The 22579-nt window shown below is 47.6% G+C and carries 18 protein-coding genes; 11 read left to right on the top strand and 7 right to left on the bottom strand.

Translation table 11 applies throughout. The annotated features are described in order from the left end of the window. Positions 1–20 precede the first annotated feature (20 nt). The gene (locus J2X05_RS17720; protein ID WP_310075024.1) at positions 21–818 is read left to right on the top strand and encodes an EcsC family protein; all 798 of its coding nucleotides are present in this window, start codon (positions 21–23) and stop codon (positions 816–818) included. A gap of 51 nt (positions 819–869) precedes the next feature. On the opposite strand, the gene J2X05_RS17715 is transcribed toward J2X05_RS17720, so the two are convergent. Further along, positions 870–1274 carry an MAPEG family protein gene (locus J2X05_RS17715; RefSeq protein WP_310075022.1) on the bottom strand — a complete coding sequence of 135 codons (405 nt, stop codon included), beginning with the start codon at positions 1272–1274 and terminating at the stop codon, positions 870–872. A 121-nt stretch (positions 1275–1395) separates the two neighbouring features. After that, on the bottom strand, positions 1396–1662 hold the full coding sequence (locus J2X05_RS17710; protein ID WP_310075021.1) for a DksA/TraR family C4-type zinc finger protein: 267 nt from the start codon (positions 1660–1662) through the stop codon (positions 1396–1398). Between the two features lie 266 nt (positions 1663–1928). Here J2X05_RS17710 and J2X05_RS17705 point away from each other — a divergent pair, with 266 nt between their 5' ends. Together J2X05_RS17705 and J2X05_RS17700 are read left to right on the top strand one after the other, a co-directional pair. Further along, positions 1929–2213, top strand: coding sequence for a hypothetical protein (locus J2X05_RS17705; protein ID WP_310075019.1), 285 nt, complete (start codon positions 1929–1931; stop codon positions 2211–2213). 97 nt (positions 2214–2310) lie between these two features. After that, positions 2311–3210 (top strand): YihY/virulence factor BrkB family protein, encoded by a 900-nt coding sequence (locus J2X05_RS17700; protein ID WP_310075017.1) that lies wholly within the window; start codon positions 2311–2313, stop codon positions 3208–3210. A gap of 14 nt (positions 3211–3224) precedes the next feature. Here J2X05_RS17700 and J2X05_RS17695 read toward each other — a convergent pair whose 3' ends face one another. Further along, complete coding sequence (locus J2X05_RS17695; protein WP_310075015.1) at positions 3225–5240, bottom strand: hypothetical protein; 2016 nt, start codon at positions 5238–5240, stop codon at positions 3225–3227. Positions 5241–5642: 402 nt separating this feature from the next. Between J2X05_RS17695 and J2X05_RS17690 the strand changes: the two genes are divergently transcribed. Beyond that, positions 5643–6695 carry a M23 family metallopeptidase gene (locus J2X05_RS17690; protein WP_310075013.1) on the top strand — a complete coding sequence of 351 codons (1053 nt, stop codon included), beginning with the start codon at positions 5643–5645 and terminating at the stop codon, positions 6693–6695. Positions 6696–6758: 63 nt separating this feature from the next. Here J2X05_RS17690 and J2X05_RS17685 read toward each other — a convergent pair whose 3' ends face one another. Further along, positions 6759–8945, bottom strand: a complete 2187-nt coding sequence (locus J2X05_RS17685) for a putative bifunctional diguanylate cyclase/phosphodiesterase (RefSeq protein ID WP_310075012.1) — start codon at positions 8943–8945, stop codon at positions 6759–6761. Between the two features lie 347 nt (positions 8946–9292). Further along, positions 9293–9679 (bottom strand): nucleoside diphosphate kinase regulator, encoded by a 387-nt coding sequence (gene rnk, locus J2X05_RS17680; protein ID WP_310075010.1) that lies wholly within the window; start codon positions 9677–9679, stop codon positions 9293–9295. 285 nt (positions 9680–9964) lie between these two features. Between rnk and J2X05_RS17675 the strand changes: the two genes are divergently transcribed. Further along, complete coding sequence (locus J2X05_RS17675; protein ID WP_310075009.1) at positions 9965–10384, top strand: cupin domain-containing protein; 420 nt, start codon at positions 9965–9967, stop codon at positions 10382–10384. Between the two features lie 203 nt (positions 10385–10587). Here the strand turns inward: J2X05_RS17675 and J2X05_RS17670 are convergent, their stop codons facing one another. Together J2X05_RS17670 and J2X05_RS17665 are read right to left on the bottom strand one after the other, a co-directional pair. Beyond that, the gene (locus J2X05_RS17670; RefSeq protein WP_310075008.1) at positions 10588–11766 is read right to left on the bottom strand and encodes a lytic polysaccharide monooxygenase auxiliary activity family 9 protein; all 1179 of its coding nucleotides are present in this window, start codon (positions 11764–11766) and stop codon (positions 10588–10590) included. Positions 11767–12057: 291 nt separating this feature from the next. After that, positions 12058–14064: a TonB-dependent receptor plug domain-containing protein gene (locus J2X05_RS17665; protein ID WP_310075007.1), complete on the bottom strand. Its 2007-nt coding sequence runs from the start codon at positions 14062–14064 to the stop codon at positions 12058–12060. A gap of 799 nt (positions 14065–14863) precedes the next feature. On the opposite strand from J2X05_RS17665, the gene ppc reads away from it, so the two are divergent. From ppc to J2X05_RS17635, 6 genes are all read left to right on the top strand, one after another. Continuing rightward, on the top strand, positions 14864–17479 hold the full coding sequence (gene ppc / locus J2X05_RS17660) for a phosphoenolpyruvate carboxylase (RefSeq protein ID WP_310075005.1): 2616 nt from the start codon (positions 14864–14866) through the stop codon (positions 17477–17479). Between the two features lie 373 nt (positions 17480–17852). Continuing rightward, on the top strand, positions 17853–19109 hold the full coding sequence (locus J2X05_RS17655; RefSeq protein ID WP_310075003.1) for a methyl-accepting chemotaxis protein: 1257 nt from the start codon (positions 17853–17855) through the stop codon (positions 19107–19109). Between the two features lie 9 nt (positions 19110–19118). Then, on the top strand, positions 19119–19481 hold the full coding sequence (locus tag J2X05_RS17650; RefSeq protein WP_133685375.1) for a response regulator: 363 nt from the start codon (positions 19119–19121) through the stop codon (positions 19479–19481). A 58-nt stretch (positions 19482–19539) separates the two neighbouring features. Beyond that, the gene (locus J2X05_RS17645) at positions 19540–19845 is read left to right on the top strand and encodes an STAS domain-containing protein (protein WP_310075000.1); all 306 of its coding nucleotides are present in this window, start codon (positions 19540–19542) and stop codon (positions 19843–19845) included. A gap of 10 nt (positions 19846–19855) precedes the next feature. After that, positions 19856–22051, top strand: a complete 2196-nt coding sequence (locus J2X05_RS17640) for a chemotaxis protein CheA (protein WP_310074998.1) — start codon at positions 19856–19858, stop codon at positions 22049–22051. Further along, positions 22048–22557 (top strand): chemotaxis protein CheW, encoded by a 510-nt coding sequence (locus tag J2X05_RS17635; protein ID WP_310074996.1) that lies wholly within the window; start codon positions 22048–22050, stop codon positions 22555–22557. Before J2X05_RS17640 ends, J2X05_RS17635 begins: the two co-directional genes overlap by 4 nt. Positions 22558–22579: the final 22 nt, after the last annotated feature.

The following is a 22579-nucleotide window of genomic DNA, read 5'->3' as shown; positions in this document are numbered from 1 at the left end:
GGTAAAACGCGGAGAAAATTATGCACAATAATTTTTCAGACCAAGATAGAAAAGAACTCCAGGTAGCAAAAAATCTTTTGGAAAATCCAGGCGTGGCGGCAAAGGTGACCAATTTTATCGGCACTCCTATTGAAAAAGGCCTCGCTCTATTGCCTGATAGCTGGAATAAAAATATCGGCGAAGTTACCCGTGCTGCGTTACTTAAGGCATCGCAGGCAGCTATTTTTACAATGAAAGATATCCCTGGTGAGGAGTCATCTAATATGTGGCACAAGTTGGGTGTGGCTGTGAGTGGCGGGGTGGGTGGGTTTTTTGGTATTGCAGCCATATCTATTGAATTACCTATATCCACTTCAATCATGTTGCGTTCAATTGCAGATGTTGCACGGAGTGAGGGCGAATCTATCTCGGCAATGGAAACGAAATTGGCGTGTCTAGAGGTGTTTGCTTTGGGCGGTAACAGCAGGTCTGACGATGGAACCGACAGTGGATACTATGCAGTACGAGCTACGCTTGCGAAATCTATAGCAGCGGCCTCAGAATTTATTGCAAGTAATAAATTGGCGGACGAAGGTGCTCCATTGTTACTTAAATTTATCGCAACAGTAGCGCAGCGATTTGGGATTCAAGTAACAGAAAAAGCTGCAGCTCAGGCAATACCCGCAATTGGCGCCGCCGGTGGGGCAATTATCAACACCATATTCATTGATCATTTTCAGGATATGGCAAGAGGGCACTTTATTGTGCGGAGACTTGAACGCAAGCATGGTAAGGAATTAATCGAGCGCATTTATCTTGAACTGCCAAAGCTTGAATAAATAACAGAATTATCCAGAGTTCTGCAGTAAGACCGCAACCAAATGTAAAAGTCAGCCTACTGAAAAAACAGCAATAACAACGTAAAACAAATAAAAACACGGTGCTATAGCAATGACGAACGTCAAAGAGCGTAGCTTATCCAAATTTGCCAGATAAAGAATTCCATGAAGTATGCGGCCGATTAGCACAATAATCGCTGCTTCAGCCAAGTACTTAATATCTAGCCCCGATGCAACCACGGCAAGTAATGCGGCGCTGTATACAGCCAGTGCCTCCCATGAATTCTGCTGCGCCGCCACGGCGCGAGCACCGACCCCGTTGAGTTGGGCTGCTTGTTCGCGTGGATATTGGTTGTCAAATTGGCCAAATTGTTTTTTTCGGTAGTAATGGGAAATAACAGCAAATATATAGGGTATAGCGCACAGGCAAAACAAAACGATAATAGCTATTTTCATTGATTTTATTCCCGTTATTTAGGTTTAACGTGTTTACGTATGCGCGAGATTATGAAGTAATTATTTCTGAAGGTCTTATACCACAAAGCCAGTAGTGGTTAAGTGCGGTGCGTAACCTACACTATCTCAACTGGCTATCTTTACTGCCGCGTCGGTTAATAGTGGAATAAACCGTTTCATCTTTATCGTGCTCATCCTGGCATTTCACACACAGCCGCACCCCCGGGATAATCTCGCGGCGCGCTTCGGGAATTGCCGCATTGCACTCTTCACAATGCGTCAGGCTCTCACCTTCAGGAATACGACTGCGAGCTAACTTTACTGCGTCTTCAATGCTCGCATCTATTTGATCTTGTACTGCACCGTCAGGTGCCCAGCCGTTTGCCATAGCGTCGATCCTCATCGGTAATCCGATAATTGTTCAATTGGTATCGTTTAAGAATAGCCAAAAAGTAAAGCTATAAGATTTTGGCCTTGGTTAAAGTGGAAAGTTCACTGTTGGTTCATGCAACGGTGAGCACTGCACTTGCACTGAAAACTTCCCAACTGAAACAGCAAATCCGTTAAGCTAGGTGCTGCTTGCATCCGCAATCCAGTAGGTTTATTTACATCACAGACTACTGCGCTCTGGAATTTCACCGCTGAGAACTAATTATGAATTTGGATAAATCCAAAAAACGCATCGCCAAAAGAGCCAAAATGGGGTTTCAGGGTTACCCTAAAATTTCATTGACCTATTATGGCAAAACCAGTGCGCATGCTGATGAGGTGGTCGTTGAATTTGTACTGGAAGAGGGTGCTGATATTCAAGTTGAGCGGTTTTCCAGCAAGACCGATGCGCGCGAAGATGAGGTGATTCAATCAGCACTGGTGAAGATGATAGAGCGGTCTGAAGCTAAAACCGTAGTGCAAGGCGAGGGCGTAAGCATATCTGGTTAATGTGGTTAGCGGTCTTGTGTGTAAGCGTACATACAAAGTGAAAAGGGATATGGACAATAAGTCGACTTGGCGTTAATCCCTAAACAAGGATCTCCACATGACGCTATTTGAGAAACTCAACGCATTGGCGTACATTTTTCGCGACACTTTTAATCAATGGTTAGATCGGGAACCGTTTAGAAATAGTGCTGCCATTTCGTTTTGTACTATTTTTTCACTGCCGGGGTTGTTGGTGATTATTATTAATCTGGCTGGCTATTTTTATGGTGAAGAGGCAGTAACCCGGCGCATCAGTGGCGAAATCGGGAGTATGATCGGCCGCGATACGGCTAAAGATATTGAGGCGATTATTGCCAATGCCAGTGTGCATCAGGATTTTACCTTCGCGTCACTGGTTGGTATAGCTACATTGATTTTTGGTGCTACTGGTGTGTTTTATCAACTACAGCAAACGCTCAATATGATTTGGGAGGTTAAGCCACAGCCTAAACGTAAAATAGTAAAAATGGTTCTGGATCGGATGTTCTCATTCGGCCTGGTCCTCGCTGTTGGCTTTTTATTATTGGTCTCCTTGGTGTTGTCAGCGCTGCTTTCAATCGTGAGTAGTTGGGTTGCCTATTATTTTTCCGAAGCTTTTAATATTCTATTTCGTATTCTTGATTTTTCTTTGTCACTCAGTGTGGTGACTTTTTTATTTGCCGCTATTTTTAAATTCCTCCCTGATGCAAAAATCCCTTGGTGCGATGTGTGGGTAGGTGCCTTGGTCACTGCATTGCTCTTTGTAATCGCCAAATTTGCGCTCGGGTTTTATTTCGGTCACAGCAATCCCGCCTCTGCTTACGGAGCAGCAGGGACGATTATCTTGCTGATGTTATGGGTGTCCTACGCGGCATTAATCCTATTGTTTGGTGCTGAATTTACCCGCATTTATGCAGATCGACGTGGCGCACGCATTAAGCCGTTGGAGTTTGCAGTTTCTACTGCTGATTCGAAGTAATCGGTTCACGTCGATTAGTGAGTGATTTTTAGCTTTTTCATGTTCTCAAGTAAACTGGATATTTCGTGGTCAATCACATCACTGCTGCTCAGTAGCAAGTGCATACGCTCTTCGTATTCGTTTATGGCATTGTCCAGAACTATTGCGCCTGGACCATGCAAGTCTAACAACGGATATGCTTTACGCATTTCAGCAATAAAGTTATTGAAAGTTTTTCGATTTTCTTCTGCCTGTGATGCGTATTGAATATCGATATTCGATAGGGAGCTTTTTACTGTTTCAACCCATAAATTGGTCTCGTGGGCGAAGTTTTTAGTAGATTTATGTGCTTCAATATGTTTAATGCATTCATCTGCGGCTTTTACTAAACCTTGCAAACTTGTTTCCAATATGGGATATCCGTCTTGCTCTGGGATATTGAGATGCATCAGGTGAATTTTACTGAAAATAAATAGAGTGCCTTCATCTAAATGGATCAATGACTCTGTCATAGACGGCGATTTTACTAGGTCTATTGTCGAGTCATTGAATAGGTCACCAGGAAAATATTCGTCCTTGCCTAATTCGGAATGGATGGAAAATCCAATTGGAGCAGTAAAGTCTTTGATGAATTGCAGTATCTGTTTGCTTATGGAAGATAATGTCTCACATTTCATTAGTTCCAATATTAAGCGGTTAATGGCATGAAGTTGTTGATAATGGGCAATTGTTTGTTCCAGTTCTTTAGTTAGCATGGTCAATTCTTCACTGGTATATTCATTATCAGTTTTGTCCAGGTGTTCAGTGGCAGACTCAACACGTTCCTGAAGTTGGCTGTAAAGGTGGTCAACTTCGCTCTCCAATGTATCAATGCAGCCTTGGCATTCTTTTACTATCCGTTCCAAACGCAATATTTCTTTTGCTTTTTCCTCTCGAACTTCAATTGTGTCATCGGGATTAACTGAATTTTTTAAAATTTGTATCTCATGCTCCATCTTGAGAATAAGATCGCGTTGTATCCGGTTATTTTCTCTGAGTTGCTTTACTTCTGCGATAATATTTTTTTGATCAGATGGCATTGCCATTTCATCTGAATTTGTGATTGATTCCCCGTTGTTAAGCGAGTTTCCTTTTTCGTCAATCCTGGCATCTCTTAACATAATGGCATAATTGGTTGCCTGATTTTTTGCTTCTTTTAGTTCTTTTTTTAGACTGCCAATATAATTGTCTGATTTCATCAGTTCCACTTCAAGCATGTTCATGTAGGTGTCCATTTTTTCCTTTATTTCAGCGGAAAAATTGGTTTTGTAGGTTTTTAACTCCCGGATCATGTCGATTGCAATGCGATTATTTTCGCTTGGTGCGGAGGCAGGATTGGCTATAGGGGAAAGCTGCTTCAGTTGTTCGAGCATATATTGCAAATTGTTAATGGTTTGTTGGCTTTCCAGTTGGTACTGTTTGAGTTTTCTCTCCGATTTAAGTAAGCGTTCAACTTTTTCTTGAAGTTGAGCGTTTTTTTCGTGGATGCCTTTAAGTGAATCGAGTCGGTCTTGCATCAATCTTAACCGGTTATCTTTAATTTCCTGGCGTTGTGTGTCTTTTTTGTCTTGCCAGCGCACAATATCCGCGAGTTTTCTTTCAAATAGCCCCCAGCCAGCATGAGTAATCCCCCGCTCCTCAAAGACCTCTTTTTCAGCCGTTAAATAAAGACTGCGCAGAGCTGCGACACGTGCGCTGAAGGAGTGGTTGGAATCAAGATGCGGGAGATGTGAGCCGGTATTTTTCCCATAACGTTGTAGAGAATCAGATAGAGATAACTCAAAATACTCCACAATGGACTGTTGGTGTTCTGCCTTTTTGTCCGCATAGAATTTGGCTTTCTCACTCTCTGCTGTTTTTTGCTCTGATTTTACTTCCTTGTATTTTTCAATCAGTCGTTTTAACAGGGCTTTTTGCTTAAAGTTGTAACGGATGGAGAAAAATAGAGCGATAATAAGCACAAGGCTTATTTCGCCAAGTAAGAGGGTGGTAAATGAGATAACTGTTTCCACGCTGATACCCTACGGATGAAATGTTTCGTAATGCGCCGGTTTACCCGGTGGGACATTGCTAAACGATGTTATCTAATTGGTAATAATAGCCTTGAAAGAATATAGGGATCTGTTTGTAAACGCGCTTAGGTCATCAAAATCAAATTTTTGTCACTTGTTTAAACATATTTGTGACAAATTCACATATCCCCAGTGGAAAAATTCCTTCCCGGCAAATGGCTTACACAAAACTCCGCGTTTAGCGACTATTTCCGGTTTTTAAATTCCGTACAATGGCCTCCATAGCCTCGTAATAACGCGCTCAACAGCACTGATCTATCTCGAATTGAAAAGGGTTTCATTCAGGTTGATAAGTGTTGAACCACTCACTCATATTTTTTAATTTTATAAGGATGTTTGAAAATGAAAGCGATTCGTTATGTTACCCACGCTCTGTTATTTGCCTCTGTCACGTTAGGTTCTATCACTGCACACTCGTATGATTTTCCACTGCGTGCGGATGATCTTAATCTCAATCATCGTTACTCAACTGGTGCTCACTGGTCTGGTGGTACCCAGGAAAAAGGTTTTGATATTGGCGCAGTACGTCATATTGGCAACAACAAATGGCATCACCTGAAAAGTGATGATGCCGATGGAACTGTCAATTCAAATTACCTCATTTACGGTGCAAAAATCCGTGCTATGGCGGCAGGGACTGTTGTTGGTTGCTGGCGTAACTCACCGCAAAACACTGCGGGCAGCAAATTGCAGAAGGTGTTGGATGGATACATCGCCCTCGGTGGAAACCACGTGTGGATTTTGCAAGATGATGGTGTGTACGCTCTCTATGCTCACGCCCAACCAGGCACTGTGCCCGCTGCAATTTGCCCGCACAATGCCACTTATCTGACCAACCCGGAAAAATCCAATCCCTGGACCCAGGACGGAAGAGTTACTAATGGAGTGCGTGTTCAAGCTGGCCAGGTTTTAGGTGTGGTCGGCAATAGCGGCAACTCAACCGGGCCACATTTACATGTGCACATGGAGAAAAGCGGCGATCCTGTAACGATTAAATTCGATCATGGCCAAACCACGTCTTATGCTAATAACACCGCATCAGTAAATGGCCCCTGGACATTGTTAAATGGCAACGCACTACCTGCCGGCAAGGTGTTGGTGTGGGCTCCACATTCAGTAGGTTATTGGACTGTGAACAATATTCCTGATGAGCGCTTTCAAGCCTGGTTTAACCATTTCGTCGATTCCGGTGTGATGCTGGATACCGTGCCCTGCACCGATGGTGGCCAGATCTATAACACCACCTGGATTCCTGCGAGCGGCTCGTGGTATGCGCATGCAGGTATGTCGCTGACTGATTTCAATAGCAAATCCACTTACTATGCCAACAAAGGTTACACCAGAACCGGTTGGTGGTACTGCGGTGCGAATTACACCGGTATTTGGAGGAAGTAATTTTTAAATTCGGAAATTTCTTCACAAAAGTCCCGCGCTCAAAATGGCGGGGCTTTTGTATTTTTATGCAATTGCCCGCGCTGAATTTCCAATGCCCAGCAGCAATTCAAATTGCGGTGCTGACATAGGTTTGCCAAAAAAATATCCCTGTCCTTCATCGCATTTTTCATTGCGCAGGTAATTGTATTCTGCTTCTCCTTCAATGCCTTCAGCGATGGTTTCCAAATCAAAACTCTTTGCCATGTCGATAATTGCGCGAATCACTGATGCATCGCGCTTGGATGTCAAAATGCCGCGCACAAATGATTGATCAATTTTAATGCGGGAAAGCGGATAGGACTTCAACAGGCTGAGCGAGGCGTAACCTGTTCCGAAATCATCAAACGCGATACCTACACCGTGCGCGTGCAAGCGCTGTAAAATTTCCAGCACAATATCGTCGTTGTCGAGCACAATATTTTCGGTGACTTCCAACTCTAAAGCTTCTGCTGGTAATCCGTGGCGCGTCAGGATTTCTATCACTTCAGTGGCTAAATCCCCTACACGGAATTGCGCGCTGCACAGGTTTACGCCGATGCGAAAGCGCGGCGCTCCGTTGCGGCGCCAGTAAGCGGCTTGCGCGCAGGCTTCATTGAGAATCCACGCGCCGACAGTTGCTGCCAAGGGGCCACCTTCCAGTGCGGGTAAAAAAGCAGCGGGAAACAATATTCCCCGCTCCGGGTGGTGCCAGCGGATCAAGGCTTCGGCGCCGGTGATGGAACCATCGACCATGCTGATTTGCGGTTGATAGAACATGACAAATTCCCCTTTATCAACTGCACGATGTAATTCGAGCCCGTACAGGCGACGCGCCGTCGCTTCCATCCGCAGTGCAGGGACAAACATAAATACGCGTCCGCGTCCGGTGCTCTTTGCTTTGAACAATGCCAGATCCGCATTGCCCACCAATTCCAACGCTTCTTGCGCTTGAGTGGGGGCAAGTGCCAAGCCGCAGCTCGCGGCAACGCGAACTTCATTTCCATCGATAGTAATGGGTTGAGTAATCGCATGAATCATCGCATCTGCCCGCTGCACTGCTGCGTGTGAATCGGTCACGCCTGCTAACAGGATGGCGAATTCATCGCCACCGATGCGCGCCACCAAATCATTGTTGGTTGCCAATTGCTGTAATCGATTGGCGACTTCGCACAAGATGGCATCGCCCAAGGTATGGCCAAGGGTATCGTTCACATCCTTGAATCCATCGAGATCGATCATCAATACTGTTGCCGGGGCGGGGCTGAGCAGAACTTCTTCTACCGAGCGATAAAATTTTCCGCGATTGGCAAGACCTGTAAGCCCATCAATATTAGCTTGCTGACGCAACTCTTCTTCTTCGCGCTGCTGCGATGTCAGGTCTTTAAGAATGGCTTCAAATTTCATATGGCCCGCATCGCGCCAGCCAAACAGTGAAAAACCAATACGAAACTCGCTATCGTCGTAACGCAACCCGGTAGCTTCCAGCGGTACGTCAATGTGGTCGAGTGAACCGGCTTCGATTGCATGCCCGATTAGCTCGCGGAAGTTGGCGCGCTCACGTTCGGGCAAGAGTAGGTCAAATTGCAGCGCTCTTTTATCGCGCAGCTGGTAGCCATGTGCACTGGCTGCCGCCTGGTTCCATTCGATAATCTGTAAGTGTTCATCAAACCAGACGACGGGTGTGGAAGAATGGCCTGCGTATTCTTCAAAGGGCGGTCTGGTTCGTTCGGTTGATACTTCAATACGCCGCAATTCCAAACGGTCAGCGGCCATTTTCGCCAGCTCCTGCAAGCGTTGGCGATCCTCTTGTGAGAAATCGTTATGAGGTCTGTCATCAATCACACAGAGCGCACCCAGTGCTAGCCCTTCGGGTGAGAACAGAGGCACTCCAGCATAAAAGCGCAAATTGGTGTCGCCAGTCACCAAAGGATTGTCGTGGAAGCGCTCGTCGAGGGTTGCATCGGGCACCACCATCACATCGGCTTGGGTAATCGCATGAGCGCAAAATGAAACATCGCGGCGCATATCCACTTTACCCACACCGACACTTGCGGCAAAAAAAACATGGTCACTGCCAATCATATTGACTGCTGCAACCGGCATATCAAACATACGCGATGCAATATGGACAACGGGATCAAGGCTTTTCAGCATTTGCTCTTCATCGAGTCCGTAGCCTGCTAATGCTTTCAATCGTTCGGATTCGTTCGGAAATATCGCCGGGCACTTCATCAGCGCATCCTCATATTTGTTTTGCTTTAGCGGAGCAGTTTTGCCATTTCAGTATAGAAAAGGAAAGATCGCGGCGTAAAAATGTGGCTGGAGGCGCCATGATTTTGAAACAGTAGTTAGTCTGATTCGAAATAAAAAGTGATAATTTCTGTTTGAGATTGAAAATTAAAAGATGAAAATATAGAACGCGATATCATTAGAGCATTTTTTCTGGATATCGCGATTTGCGGGGAATTGCCATTACAGGGGATTACAGTGCAGCTTGAAGTGTCCGGATTCGAATGGGTGATCGCGCGTAGATACCTCTAGCGCGCTGGTATAATTAAATCCGATAGTTTTTTGTGGATCTATACCGGGTGCTGTACCGCGATAACTTTCAACCGCCGGACTTTTCCTTGCGGTACTGGCCAATCAATATTGCCGCCAATACGCAAACCAATTAATGCACTGCCTACCGGCGATAAAATCGATATTTTCATTTGCGTAACATTAGCTTCGTTTGGGTACACCAGACTAATAGTTTTTTCTTCGTTTGAATCCAAGTCAACAAATGTAACTGTTGAACCCATCGCTACAGCATCGGCTGGAATATCTTTTTCTGGCACTATGTCAGCGCGGCTCAGTTCAACATCTAATGCTTCTGCTTCGGGGGTGTTGTGCTGTTCAATTAACTTCGTAAGTTGTAAATAATCTGGTTGTGAAACGATGAGTGAAATTGCTTTTTTGGTACGCATGGATTTCTCCAAAAATAAAACATGTACACGCTGGGGATACATCAGCGAGAAAGAATGAGTGTTTAAGAGATTTTGATGGTGGGCGATTAAGCAGTAAAAAGCTTAATCGCCACAAACGACAAAGGCGCGAATGGAATTGCATTCCTGCGCGCGAGGTGGCGTAATATGATGGGAAATATTTTTGCAGTCGGTCATTGCTAAACCATAGCACTTCGCTTGTTTATCTTGCAAGCTTATTGTTGGTCGGTGTCTAATTCGAGCGTAAAAAATTATGCGGAGCCAGTAATGGATGTTCAACCACCCAAACCGATTTTTCTTAAACCCGGCGAAGGGCGCGCCTATCCGATGGGTAGAATCTCCGCGTTGTTCAAAGCAGATGGCGAAGAAACTGCTGGACGCTATTCCATTTCCGAGTGGTGGTTAGATCCTCACACTCAAGGGCCTGGGGCACACAGTCATGATGAAGACGATATTTTTTACGTTATCGAAGGTGTAGTGAGTTTTCTGATGGGCAATGAGTGGACTCATGCCGGGCAAGGGTCTTTTATTTTAATTCCGGCAGGTGTGACTCACGATTTTGAAAATCGCAGCGATGCAAAAGCAGGTGTGCTTAATTTTTCTGTGCCGGGTAATTTTGAGCAAGCGATGCCAGATATTGCGGCCTGGTTTAAAGAGCATCCTGCTGGAGATACGGGAAATATTTAAAGTAGGTGTCGGCCATCTATATCCACGTTTATTAAAATATATATCGTCAGCTTTATTTGAACTTGCTGCCAAGGGTTTGTTGCCAAATTTTTTGGATGGCCCAATATCAATCAGCGCCATTATTTTTATTTCACAAAATTGTATTCAGCCAATAGAAAACGGCAGCCGAGGCTGCCGTTTTTCACTTCACATCAAACTATTTTTTATTGACAGCTGCGCACCAGTGTCCAGGCGTTAGTCCACGCCCAGCCAGTGCCTGGTGCATAGGCACCGCCTTGTGAACACCAGCCGCCCACGGTGCATTGATACTCATTGCCAGCGTTAACGACTTTGGCGCCGGTTGCATAGGTAGCCCCATTCACGTATGCAGGCGATGTGCAGTTACCGGTTGAGACGGAAGAGGCAACTGATGAGCGCGAGCTGCTGGCCACAACAGCGGATGACACGCTGGAGGTGCCGCCTTCGCTACAGGCACCCAAATCCAACCAATAGTTGTATTGGCCAGAGGTGAGCGCTGGGTCATTACCCTGCGTCCAATAGTTTGCCTGATAGCGCTTGCTGTTGTGTTGCACTTGCTGCGGTTTGTTGTAGACAGTTGCGGCATTCCAGGTGGGCAAACCGGCACAGGTATTGTTGGAAATACTGGAGGTAGTTCCAGTTGATGAACTGGTCACCGCAACCGACGATGGTGCGGATGATGAGGCTACAGGGACGGAGCTGTTAGAGGTGCCGTACACAACATCAATACATTGATAGAAGGCTTCCGGTGCATCTGTTACCGGATCGCGTTGCCAAATGCTGTACACAATATGACGGCCAGTACGTGCGGGCAAATTAACCATGTGCGTGGATGTGGCTTCGCGATCAGCTGGGCCTGATTGATGGATTTGTTCCAGATCAGACCACTTCAACGGAGTTGTCGCCGGGTTAAAACCCTGCTTGGTAATGTAATAGCGGAAATATTTTGTCTTATGTTGTGCGGTGTTGGTCCACACAAATGCACGTGTGCCTGCACTGACGGTGGTTGCACCCCAATCGCCGCGGGCGAGGTTTAATCCGTTCATGCTGCCAATATTTGCGCTACAGAGTTTGCCATCGGGAATCAGGCCTTGGTGATTGTCATTAGCGCCGCCAATACCGATGGATTGGGGTTCATATTGGCTTGAGTTGCCTGCAGCCGCAGCCGCTTGGCACGCGGGTGAGCTGCCGCCACCTTGTGCAGACGTACACAAGAACGCACGGCTTTTGGGGCTGGAAACATAACCGTGGGCACTGGCTTCAATTGCGCCGAGCAAGGTTGCTGCTCCCAGCACAGCCGATAAACTAAATGTATTAAATGCTTTAATGCATGAAACAGCGGGTTGATTATTGATTATTTTCACTTTCAATCTCCATCTCTGATCAAGGTTGTTGGAATTGTTCAAAAACCAATAAATGTTTTTGAGCGAATAAAAATGCACTGCGCAGTTGCGATTCAAATTTCTATTCGGAGGTCGAGTCTACGACCCTTACAACAAAATTCCAGTACGACTTTTCGCCAATGTGGTGTTTTTGCGTTCGACTTTACGCTGGAGAATAACGCACAGGTACGAAGGGTGATTGAGGCGTCAAGTGCGCTTGAGCGGATTCAGATTGGTGTGAGTTGCAGGTAAATGCGGGCAGTGCCGGTGAGATTAAAATTGCCAGGTCAATTTGGCGAAAATGTTGCGTTCAATTTCTCCTGCATTAATATTATCGGCTTTGTTGAATTCGCGGTGACTGCTGTCTGTCAGGTTTTGTCCGGTGATATTCAAACGCAGGGTTTTGCTTAGCTGGGTGCCGAGATTAATATCGAGGCGCAGGTAGCTGTCCACTTTGCTTGCAGGTAATTCATCGACATAAGTAGCGGTAGTATCCAGTGTCCAGTTGTGGTTAATATTCCAGAAGATTTTTAACCCTGCCTGATGTTCTGGCGCTAATTTTTCTGCCTCCTCTTGTGTTGGATCAAGCGCCCTGAGTGACAGCTGTAAGTAGCTGTAATTGGCCGCGATTTTTAAATTGGGATTAACTGCCCAATTGATTGCGGTTTCAATTCCCTCTGATGTCCCCTGCATGTTATTGGTAAATATAAAGGGAATAAAAATATGGGGTGGATCAATTCCATTGTTTACTAGCTGCACATTTTCCGGGTCGGCCATGGTTGTGCTGAGTGAGTCATAATCATTGTAAAATGCGGCCACATCGACTGATATTGCGGGCGCTAATTGCTGGCGATAACCTAATTCATAAGCCGTGAGTTTTTCTGATTTAAAATCGTCATTGGGAACAAAAGCAGCGCGCACATTGGCCGCAGTGGCAAGTGTGCTAGTTAAGTCTTCTTCGATGGGAGTTGGTGTGCGCACTGCGCGAGACACTGAAGCCCAGAGCGTTTGGTTTTGGCCAGGGTGCCATTGCAAGCGTGCGTTGGGTTGGAATTCAAAACCGGAGAATTCATTGTGTTCAAATTTAGCGCCCAGGGTTAAAAACCAGGCTTCCGGTGCAAGCGTAATTTTATCTTGCACAAAAGCGCTATAGAGGCTGTTGCGGCGTTTCTGTGGAGTGAAGGCGGTATTGTTATCACCTTGTTCATCATCGGTGAGATAGCGATACCCGGCACCAAGAATAATGTCGTGTGCTGACAGGGGCGCAAAATTGTATTGTGCGTCGAGGTCGTAAGTGATGCGGTCATCAATAAAATTAAAGGGCTCGTCGCGTCTGGCCCAATCAACATAAGTTTGAATGCTCAGCAGTGAGCCATCATGATGTTTGTCGGTCCAACGTCCTAAAAGATTGATCCCGTCATAGCGAATAATTTGTTGTTTGATTGGCATGTAAGGTGCGATTAATGAAAAGTGTGGACGCCGTTGTTCGGTATCGGTGCGATAGGCATCACCTTGCAGGGTAAATTCATCGCTCCAGTCAGCGCGAAAACCGGTGCGGAATCCATTCCATTCATCGTAGGTGTCTTGTTGTTTATCACTGCCCGCAGCAGGTGGTGCGCGCGATGCGTCCTGTTTGAATACATTGGCATAAACACGATAGGAGCTATTGCTGCCGAAGTGGCCTCCCTGGCGTGTGCTCAACGTTCCCTTTTCTTCATTGCCGTAAATTGCGCTGATGAGATTGCCCGAAGTGTCGCTTGTATGTTTGGTGATGATATTGATTACGCCGTTGACGGCGTTGGCGCCCCACAGTGTTCCGCCCGGACCACGCACAACCTCGATCCGTTCAACATCTTCCAGCATCAGGTTGTGCGCTTCCCAGAGCACACCGCCAAACACCGGGTTGTATATCGTGCGTCCATCAATAAGTACCAGCAATTTATTTGCAAGGCCGTTATTAAAGCCGCGGATACTGATTGCCCAGCTGTTCGAATCGGTACGAGCGACTTGCATGCCGGGCACCATGCGCAGCGCGTCGGGAATGGAGGTGACGCCGGAGCGGATAATGTCTTCGCTGGTTACCACGTATATAGCGGCGGAGGCATCAGCTACAGCTTCCGCCTTTTTAGCGGCGCTGTGTACTTTGACTTCCAACAATTGTTCAAGCGTGAGTTCAAAATAATCAACCACAGCGAGCGCGAAGGAATCCGAGGCAAGGAGCATTGCACCCAACATAGCGGTGCGGGATATAGCATCGCGCATCAATCGGTCTGTGGGCATGGGCTTATCCTTTGACTACCAGTGTTGAAATTCAACCTGTGTTGCAAATAGGTGAAGCGGTGGGGACATAGTTATGCTGTCGAAAGATTAGGATAGTCCACTGGCCTCAGACCCGCCGACGCATTTTCCCTGGATCGAGACGATGATCACCTTTGGGTGTTCAAGAGAGTTATTAGGCGACACATTAAGCATTGGTGCGTAGCTGATTGTGATGTAATTCAAGCCGCCCACGAATTGAACATCCCGACTTGGGGTAGAGCCAATGGGGGTTGGCGGCTATTACCAAAGGTTCATGCACAGAGTTATTCACAGCTTTTGTGGATAAAAGCGATTTTGTCGCAATTGGGAGAGAGTTGTTGAAGCGGAAGCGGAGTATGTCTTACGGCTATTACCGCTGATGGGCATAGTATTTGCTGATGTCCCTGGTGTATCGGGGAATAAAGCGCTGCTGTGTTTTTATTTCCGGATGGGGTTACTGGTTGATGCCATTGTCAGTGGCTTTTTGGTGGACTGACACCGTGGGCGTCGTATTGTTAGCTCCTTTGGGTGTAAATTCTGTGCATTTTCTGAGCTTGGCATGCCCGCTCTTGTTTGGTGCGCTTGCATCGCAGCCTGCACCTTTGTAATCTGCGCGGCCGCGAAAAAGCCCGAATAATTCTATAACGCGAGTTTTTATCATTAAGTAAGCTATTCCTGCTGCCATTTTCTACCCATAAAAGGGGTGATGGCGTAGAATGCCGCCCGCTTTTGGTGATTCGCTTGTGCGTTTTTTAATCCCTCGATTTGTTGGAGAAACCCAATGTTAAAGCTGCCTGAAACCCTGCGCGAAAATGTCCGCCTGCTGGGGGAGCTCTTAGGTGAGACGATTCATGCCCACGAAGGTGCAGAACTGTTTACCAAGGTAGAAGGTATTCGCAAGTTGGGTAAGGCCATCACCAAAGCGGAGAATGGTGATTCTGCCCCGCTGGTGGCGATGCTGAGCAGCCTGGATGACCAGAACATCCTGCCAATAGTGCGCGCCTTTAACCAATTCCTGAACCTGGCGAACATCGCCGACCAGGAGTACTTCTCCAGCGCTGAAGCCGAGCGCGATGACAGTTTGCAAACCATGATTCAGGAGTTTGCCGAAGTACACGGCAAAAACGCCCTGACCGAGATTATCAACAAGCTGCGGATTGAATTGGTACTCACGGCGCACCCGACCGAAGTGACCCGTCGCACCCTGATCCGCAAGTATGACCAAATAGTCGATACTCTGGCCGATCGCCAAAACGGCAGCCTGTTAACCTTCGAACAAGACAAACTACGCGGCCGCCTGCACCGCTTGGTGGAAGAGATCTGGGCTACCGACGAAATCCGTACCACCCGCCCAACGGCAGTGGATGAAGCCAAATGGGGTTTCGCGGTAATTGAAAACAGCCTCTGGCAGGCAGTGCCGGACTTTATCCGCCACTTGGATCGCATGTGCACCCGGCATTTGGGCGAGTCGCTGCCGGTGGATATCCGCCCCATCAAGTTCTATTCATGGATGGGCGGCGACCGCGACGGAAACCCGAATGTAACCCACAAAATTACCCGCGAAGTGTTGTTGCTAGGCCGCTGGATGGCCGCTGAACTCTATTCGCGCGATGTCTACAGCCTGGGTGGCGACCTGAGTATGATCGAGGCGAGCGATGAGTTGCGCGCCCAGTACCCTGACAGTACCACCCCGTATCGCGATGTGATGTTTGATCTTCGTCGCCGTATCCAATCCACTTTGGAGTGGGCAGAAGCGCGCTTGCAAGGCCGTTCGGTAGAAGTGCCGGTTGACCTAATCACCAGCCGCGAAGATTTGTTGTCCCCTTTAATGCTCTGCTTCCGCTCACTTAACGAGGTTGGTTTACCGCATATTGCCAATGGTCCGCTGGTCGATACGATTCGCCGTATTCACTGCTTCGGCATCAACCTTGTGCCGCTCGATATCCGTCAGGATGGTGACCGCCATGTGCAGGCGATAGATGAGTTGGTGCAGTATCTCGGCATTGGCGAATACCGCGAGTGGCCGGAAGAAAAACGTCAGGCGTTCCTGTTGGAATCCCTCACCAGCAAGCGTCCACTCTTGCCGATTAGCTGGCCGATGAGCGACGAAACTGCCGAAGTCCTGGCAACCTGCCGCGTGGTGGCGCAGGAGCCGCGTGAAATTCTCTCGCATTACGTTATTTCTATGGCTCAGCAACCGTCCGATGTATTAGCGGTAGCACTCTTGTTGAAAGAGTGCGGCATGACCTGGAATATGCCGATTGTGCCGCTGTTTGAAACCCTCGACGACCTTGACCGCGCGCCGATTGTGATGGAGCGCTTGTGGGACCTGGAGTGGTATCAACAGTATTCTGCGCAACAGCAAACGGTGATGATCGGCTACTCCGACTCCGCTAAAGATGCGGGCAAGCTGGCGGCAACTTGGGCGCAATATAAGGCGCAGGAAAAATTGGTCGCTCTGGCCGATAAATTCGATGTATCCCTGGTGCTGTTCCACGGGCGTGGCGGTACTGTTGGCCGCGGCGGCGGTCCGGTAGAAAAGGCCATGGCATCGCAACCGCCGGGTTCGGTCAAAGGCCGTATCCGCGTAACCGAGCAGGGCGAGATGATCCGCTACAAATTCGGTTTACCGCGTGTCGCTTTCAGCAGCCTCTCTTCTTATGTGGTGGCGACTATGCGTGCGACCATGGCACCTAATGCTGCACCTAAACCCGAGTGGCGTGATCTGATCGAGCGCATGGGCAAGGCAAGTCTTGAGGCTTATCGTGCAGTTGTTCGCGGTCACAAAGACTTCGTACCTTACTTCCGCAACCTGACTCCCGAGCAAGAGTTGAGCTTGTTGGCACTGGGCAGCCGTCCAGCCAAACGTAAATCGACTGGGGGTGTAGAAAGCCTGCGCGCCATTCCTTGGGTATTCGCTTGGACGCAAGTGCGCCTGAACCTGCCAGCTTGGCTGGGTACCCGTCAGGCATTTGAATATGCGATGCAACATGACCCGGCGCTGCTGGAAGATATGGTCAGCAACTGGGCATTTTTCTCCAGCTTCCTCGATCTGTTGGAAATGGTGATCGGCAAGGCCGACGGCCCTATCTGTACCTATTACGAAGAGCAGTTGGTGCCGGTGGAGTATCGTGGCTTGGGTCAGGAGTTGCGCGGCGATTTGAAAGCGCTCGAAGGCCTGATCAACAAGATGAAAAAGCAGGATGTGTTGTTGAACGATGACCCTATGCTGCGCCAATCGCTGGAAGTGCGTAAACCTTATGTCGATCCACTGAACTACTTGCAGGCTGAGTTGCTCAAGCGCTATCGCAGCAGTGAAACCATCAGCCCGGATCTTGAGCGTGCACTCAAGGTAACTATGGCTGGTATCGCGGCGGGCATGCGCAATACGGGTTGATCGGCTTGCGGTTGCTGCCGGCTCCGTATTTTAGCGGGGCTGGAGTGCCTGTTTTCTCTGTATTCTTCTCTTTATACAAATCGATTTCCCATCGATAACAAAAAACAGCGCAATGGAATCTTTCCATTGCGCTGTTTTTTTATGTGCCCCAACACGAAACCCAGCAGATTTTTTGCGAAGAAATAGCATGAATAGAGCCGTCAATTTTCCGTGTTAAGTCCGCGTCGTCCTGAGTAATTTCACTCAAAGTAGCCTCTTTGACACCTATATAAACCCCGTCTATACCTAGTTAACCCATATGGCAGCAAAGTGTGCAGGGATAACGACCTACAACATCCTGCGTTTTTGCTATTGAATTTGACGGATACAACCCATGAATAGCAGCTACTTCCACGGGAACTCTCCCGTTTCTTACCCACTTACACATACGCAGCGCGGCTCATCACAGGTCGTGGTGATTGGGGCAATCGCAGTTATGGGCTTGATTGCGCTCTTGTTGCTTTCGCTTGCAGAATTGTCGATGGTCTGGAAGGCGTTATTGCTGTTAGCCCTATTGTCTGCTGCGGTAATTGCCGGAGTGCAGGTCGTACAAGCGGCAAAGCGCGAGAGCGATACCCAGATGGCCTTGGCGCAAGCGCAAAGCGGGCAACAACTCGCGCAAATGTATCGGCCGCTGCTGGAAAACTACCAGCATTTACTGAAAGAAATCCTGCCGCTGTGGCAGCGTCAAACTGAATTGGCGCGGCATCAACTGGAAGGCAGTATCACCGAATTGGTGGGGCGTTTTTCCGATATCCATCAGCGCTTGCAAGCGGCGGTGGCAAGTTCATCGTCTACTGCAAGTAGCATGAAAGGTGATAATGGATTGGGCGGAGTGATTCATTTCGCCAACGATGAATTGAGCCAAATCACCCACACACTGCGTCAGGCAATTGATCAGCGCGATGAATTGCTCACAGAAATTTCCGGCCTCTCCAAAATCACGGTTGAACTGAGCGGGATGAGTGCAGAAGTTGCGGGCATTGCATCGCAAACCAATTTGCTTGCACTCAACGCTGCAATCGAAGCGGCGCGCGCCGGTGAATACGGACGCGGGTTTGCAGTGGTGGCTGATGAAGTGCGCACACTATCTACCCGCTCGGGTGAAACTGGTGCACGTATTGGTCGCCGTATCGAGCAAGTCAATTCTGCGTTGCAAACAACATTGGACAGAACTGCTGAATACGCTGCTGAAGATAATTCCCGCTTAACAAAATCAGAAACTTCCATCGCGCAAGTGCTCGAACAATTCCAGCACTCCAGTGAACATATTTTGCAGTCAGCACACGTTTTGGAACAGGAGAGTGCAGCGGTTCAATCGAGTGTTGAAGAGGTGCTGGTGAATTTGCAATTCCAGGATCGCGTCAGCCAAATCCTGGGGCACGTCATTGATGATATGGAAAAACTGGTTGGTGCGATTGCCGATCAGGAAACCCGCTTGCGCCTCGGTGAGCCGGTGATTGCGATTGATACCGGTGAATGGCTGCGTTCGTTGCAAAAAACTTATACCACACTAGAGCAGGTTGATGTGCATCGCGGCAGCGGAGCACAAGCCAAAGGTTCAAACAATTCAGAAATCACGTTTTTTTAGGAGTAGTGAATGTCCAAAGTAATTCTCGTCGTAGATGATTCTGCCAGCGTGCGGCAAGTGGTGGGCATTGCGCTGCGCGGTGCTGGTTATACCGTTGTTGAAGCCAGTGATGGCAAAGATGCACTAACCAAATTGGATGGGCAAAAAATCAATTTGGTGATCTCGGATGTGAATATGCCCAATATGGATGGCATTACCTTTTTGAAAGAAATGAAAACAAAAGCCAACTACAAATTTACCCCGGTGATCATGCTCACGACGGAAGGTGCAGAAGAGAAAAAGCGCGAAGGCCAGGCTGCAGGTGCAAAAGCCTGGATTGTTAAACCCTTCCGCCCTGAACAAATGTTACAAGCAGTTTCCATGCTGATTTGATAGGAGCTCTATTTTATAGGAACTCTCTTTTACAGGATTTTTTTAATAGGGGTAGGCCATGAATATTTCGCGCAAAAAGAGCAAGGACACAACCACGCTAATATTTGAAGGCGACCTCACTATTTATTACGTCGCCCATATCAAAGACGAATTGTTTGCCGATTATGAAAAATTGGCCGATAAGGTCGCGCTGGATTTGGCCGCTGTGGGTGAAATAGATACTGCGGGAGTGCAGCTGCTGCTGTTCGCGAAAAAGTTTTTTGCTTCGGTACACCGTCCATTATTTATTACCAAGAGCAATGAATCTGTAGAAAGTGTGTTGACTGCGCTGGATGTAAATACCCAATTTGCTATGGAATCATAAGGAATCCACTATGAATCTTGACGGTGCCTTACAGACCTTCTTCGCCGAAGCGGATGATTTGCTCAACTCCATGGAGGCGGCATTGCTGCGTTTGGATGAGGGTGATAAGGATATGGAAACCATCAATGAAATTTTTCGTGCAGCACATACGATCAAAGGTTCGGCCGGTTTATTTGGGTTGGATGATATTGTCAGTTTTACGCATATTGTGGAAAACGTATTGGATCGCGCGCGCGACGGAAAAATTGTCATCACCAGCGATTTGCTGAGTATTTTTTTGCCGTGTCGCGATCACATCGCAGTGTTGGTGGAAAATGCGCGGCAGGAACAGGAAAACGATGCAGAATGCCTTGCGCAAGGCAAAGCACTACTTGATTCATTGCAACCTTGGTTGGAAGCAGTACCACAACCTGCTGTGGCCAGTGTACCTGTCATCGGCGCATCGCCGAAAAAAAGTAGTGGTGCTGAGGCCAATCACGATGCCTGGCATATCTCAGTGCGCTTGGGGCCAGATTTGTTACGCAATGGCATGGATCCTCTGTCTATTTTACGTTTTCTGCGCACATTAGGTGACATTACCCATATCACCACCATCACCGACCACTTGCCCGAATATAACGATTACGATCCAGAGCAGCTGTATCTCGGTTTTGAAATTACCCTGGTAAGCAATGCCTCGCAGCAACAAATTGAAGATGCGTTTATGTTTGTGCGCGACGACTCGGATCTCAAATTGATTCCGCCGCGCAGCAATATCGAAGCCTATGTCAATTTGATTAAGTCCCTGCCTGAAAATACCCAGCGCTTAGGAGAAATTTTGGTAAAAAGCCATGCGATTAGCTTTCAGGAATTAGATGCTGCATTGGCAACGCAAAAACAGCAGGCAAAAACCACCGGTGCGGTGGGGATGTTGGGCGATATTCTTATTGAAGAACAATCGATCGCCCCCGAAATTGTCAACGCAGCGCTCGATAAGCAAAAGAAAATCAGCGAGAAAAAGACCAGCGGTGAAAATCGTTTTATCCGTGTTGATGCCGAGCGTTTGGATGTTTTGATTAATTTAATTGGCGAATTGGTTATTAATCGCCAGCGCGTTGATTTGCTGTCATCAAAAATGGGTAACCCAACATTGATCGAAGCGGTTACTTCCATGGGTAACTTTACTGAGGCGATCCGCGATGCGGCGCTCACCTTACGCATGGTTCCGATTGGCGATACTTTCCAAAAATTCAAACGCGTTGTGCGCGATACGGCCAAATCCATTGGCAAAGAAATCGAGCTGGAAATTGAAGGCGCGGAAACCGAGCTGGATAGATCCATGGTGGAAAAATTAAATGATCCACTAATGCATATTGTACGCAATGCAATGGATCACGGCATCGAAGCCATTGCAGTGCGGCAAACGCGCGGCAAACCCGATTCCGGCACCATCAAACTTACCGCGCGTCATGACGCGGGCAATATTGTGATTGGCATCCACGATGACGGTGGTGGTTTGGATGTGGAGCGCATCCGCAAAAAAGCCATTGCCAATGGGATTTTGGAGGAGGGTATCCATCTCTCGCGTCAGGAGTTGTTCCAATTAATTTTCCATCCCGGTTTGTCCACTGCTGAGCAGGTGACCAACTTGTCCGGCCGCGGTGTGGGCATGGATGTGGTCAAACGCAATATTGAAGAGTTGCAGGGTGGCATTGAAATCGAAAGTGAAATTGGCGTGGGTACCAGTTTTAGTATTCGTTTGCCCCTGACCCTCGCAATCATTGATGGCTTCCACGTCACGGCTGGCCATATTGATTTTATTGTGCCGCAAAACACCATTCTTGAATGTGTGGATTTAAATTCCTTGAGTCATGTGCAAGGCCAGAATTGCGTTAATTTGCGTGGCGAGCAAGTGCCTTACATTCGCTTGCGTGAAATTTTTTCACTGCAGCCCAAAGACCACAGTCGCGAAAAAATTGTGGTGGTGCAATTTGGTGAAAAACGTGCGGGCATAGTGGTTGATGAACTGCACGGCGAAATTCAAACCGTCGTAAAACCTATGGGGCCTATTTTTCAAGCACTCAAAGGCATCGGCGGCTCCAGTCTTTTGGGTACAGGGGCAGTAGCCTTGATTCTGGATATCCAACAGTTAATCGGGTTTGCAATTAATCGCGAACATTTACGCAACAATGCCTTTTTGGTAAGTGCGCAGGAGCAGGAAGAATGAACCAGCCAAGCAGACAAAAAAAGACTCAATCAGTAGAAGTCATCAAGCAGTACCTGACCTTTCGCATTGGTAATGAAAACTACGGGTTGGAGTTGTCGCAAACCCGCGAAATTATTGAGTACAGCGGCATCACCGAAGTGCCGTTAATGCCCAATTTTTTGCGCGGGGTTATTAACCTGCGTGGTGAGGTGGTGCCGGTTATTGATTTGGCAGTGCGCTTGGGGCGTAAATCAATCGAGGTGCAAAAGCGAACCTGCATTATTGTAGTTGAGTTGCAAAACAATGAACAGAACCATGTGCTCGGGTTGCTTGCTGATTCGGTCAGTGAAGTGATCGAAATGAATGATGAAAATATTGAAGATGCCCCTTCTTTTGGTGCCAATATCCGCGCCGATTTTATCCAGGGCATTGCCAAGCGAGAGGATGAGTTTGTGGTATTGCTGGACGCAAATAACGCCTTGTCTATCCGCGAGCTTGCTCATTTGGTTGAAGCACAGTTGCAATAACCCTTCCCGTTAATAATTCAGA

Source organism: Cellvibrio fibrivorans, assembly GCF_031457055.1.
GTDB classification, from domain to species: domain Bacteria; phylum Pseudomonadota; class Gammaproteobacteria; order Pseudomonadales; family Cellvibrionaceae; genus Cellvibrio; species Cellvibrio fibrivorans.
This window is presented reverse-complemented; position numbering and strand designations above follow the sequence as displayed.

What these genes read in the sequence shown, in the direction of transcription:
- J2X05_RS17720 (WP_310075024.1), top strand. Translation starts at nt 21, where the DNA reads ATGCACAATAATTTTTCAGACCAAGATAGAAAAGAACTCCAGGTAGCA.
- J2X05_RS17715 (WP_310075022.1), bottom strand. Translation starts at nt 1,274, where the DNA reads ATGAAAATAGCTATTATCGTTTTGTTTTGCCTGTGCGCTATACCCTAT.
- J2X05_RS17710 (WP_310075021.1), bottom strand. Translation starts at nt 1,662, where the DNA reads ATGGCAAACGGCTGGGCACCTGACGGTGCAGTACAAGATCAAATAGAT.
- J2X05_RS17705 (WP_310075019.1), top strand. Translation starts at nt 1,929, where the DNA reads ATGAATTTGGATAAATCCAAAAAACGCATCGCCAAAAGAGCCAAAATG.
- J2X05_RS17700 (WP_310075017.1), top strand. Translation starts at nt 2,311, where the DNA reads ATGACGCTATTTGAGAAACTCAACGCATTGGCGTACATTTTTCGCGAC.
- J2X05_RS17690 (WP_310075013.1), top strand. Translation starts at nt 5,643, where the DNA reads ATGAAAGCGATTCGTTATGTTACCCACGCTCTGTTATTTGCCTCTGTC.
- J2X05_RS17685 (WP_310075012.1), bottom strand. Translation starts at nt 8,945, where the DNA reads ATGAAGTGCCCGGCGATATTTCCGAACGAATCCGAACGATTGAAAGCA.
- rnk (WP_310075010.1), bottom strand. Translation starts at nt 9,679, where the DNA reads ATGCGTACCAAAAAAGCAATTTCACTCATCGTTTCACAACCAGATTAT.
- J2X05_RS17675 (WP_310075009.1), top strand. Translation starts at nt 9,965, where the DNA reads ATGGATGTTCAACCACCCAAACCGATTTTTCTTAAACCCGGCGAAGGG.
- J2X05_RS17665 (WP_310075007.1), bottom strand. Translation starts at nt 14,064, where the DNA reads ATGCCCACAGACCGATTGATGCGCGATGCTATATCCCGCACCGCTATG.
- ppc (WP_310075005.1), top strand. Translation starts at nt 14,864, where the DNA reads ATGTTAAAGCTGCCTGAAACCCTGCGCGAAAATGTCCGCCTGCTGGGG.
- J2X05_RS17655 (WP_310075003.1), top strand. Translation starts at nt 17,853, where the DNA reads ATGAATAGCAGCTACTTCCACGGGAACTCTCCCGTTTCTTACCCACTT.
- J2X05_RS17650 (WP_133685375.1), top strand. Translation starts at nt 19,119, where the DNA reads ATGTCCAAAGTAATTCTCGTCGTAGATGATTCTGCCAGCGTGCGGCAA.
- J2X05_RS17645 (WP_310075000.1), top strand. Translation starts at nt 19,540, where the DNA reads ATGAATATTTCGCGCAAAAAGAGCAAGGACACAACCACGCTAATATTT.
- J2X05_RS17640 (WP_310074998.1), top strand. Translation starts at nt 19,856, where the DNA reads ATGAATCTTGACGGTGCCTTACAGACCTTCTTCGCCGAAGCGGATGAT.
- J2X05_RS17635 (WP_310074996.1), top strand. Translation starts at nt 22,048, where the DNA reads ATGAACCAGCCAAGCAGACAAAAAAAGACTCAATCAGTAGAAGTCATC.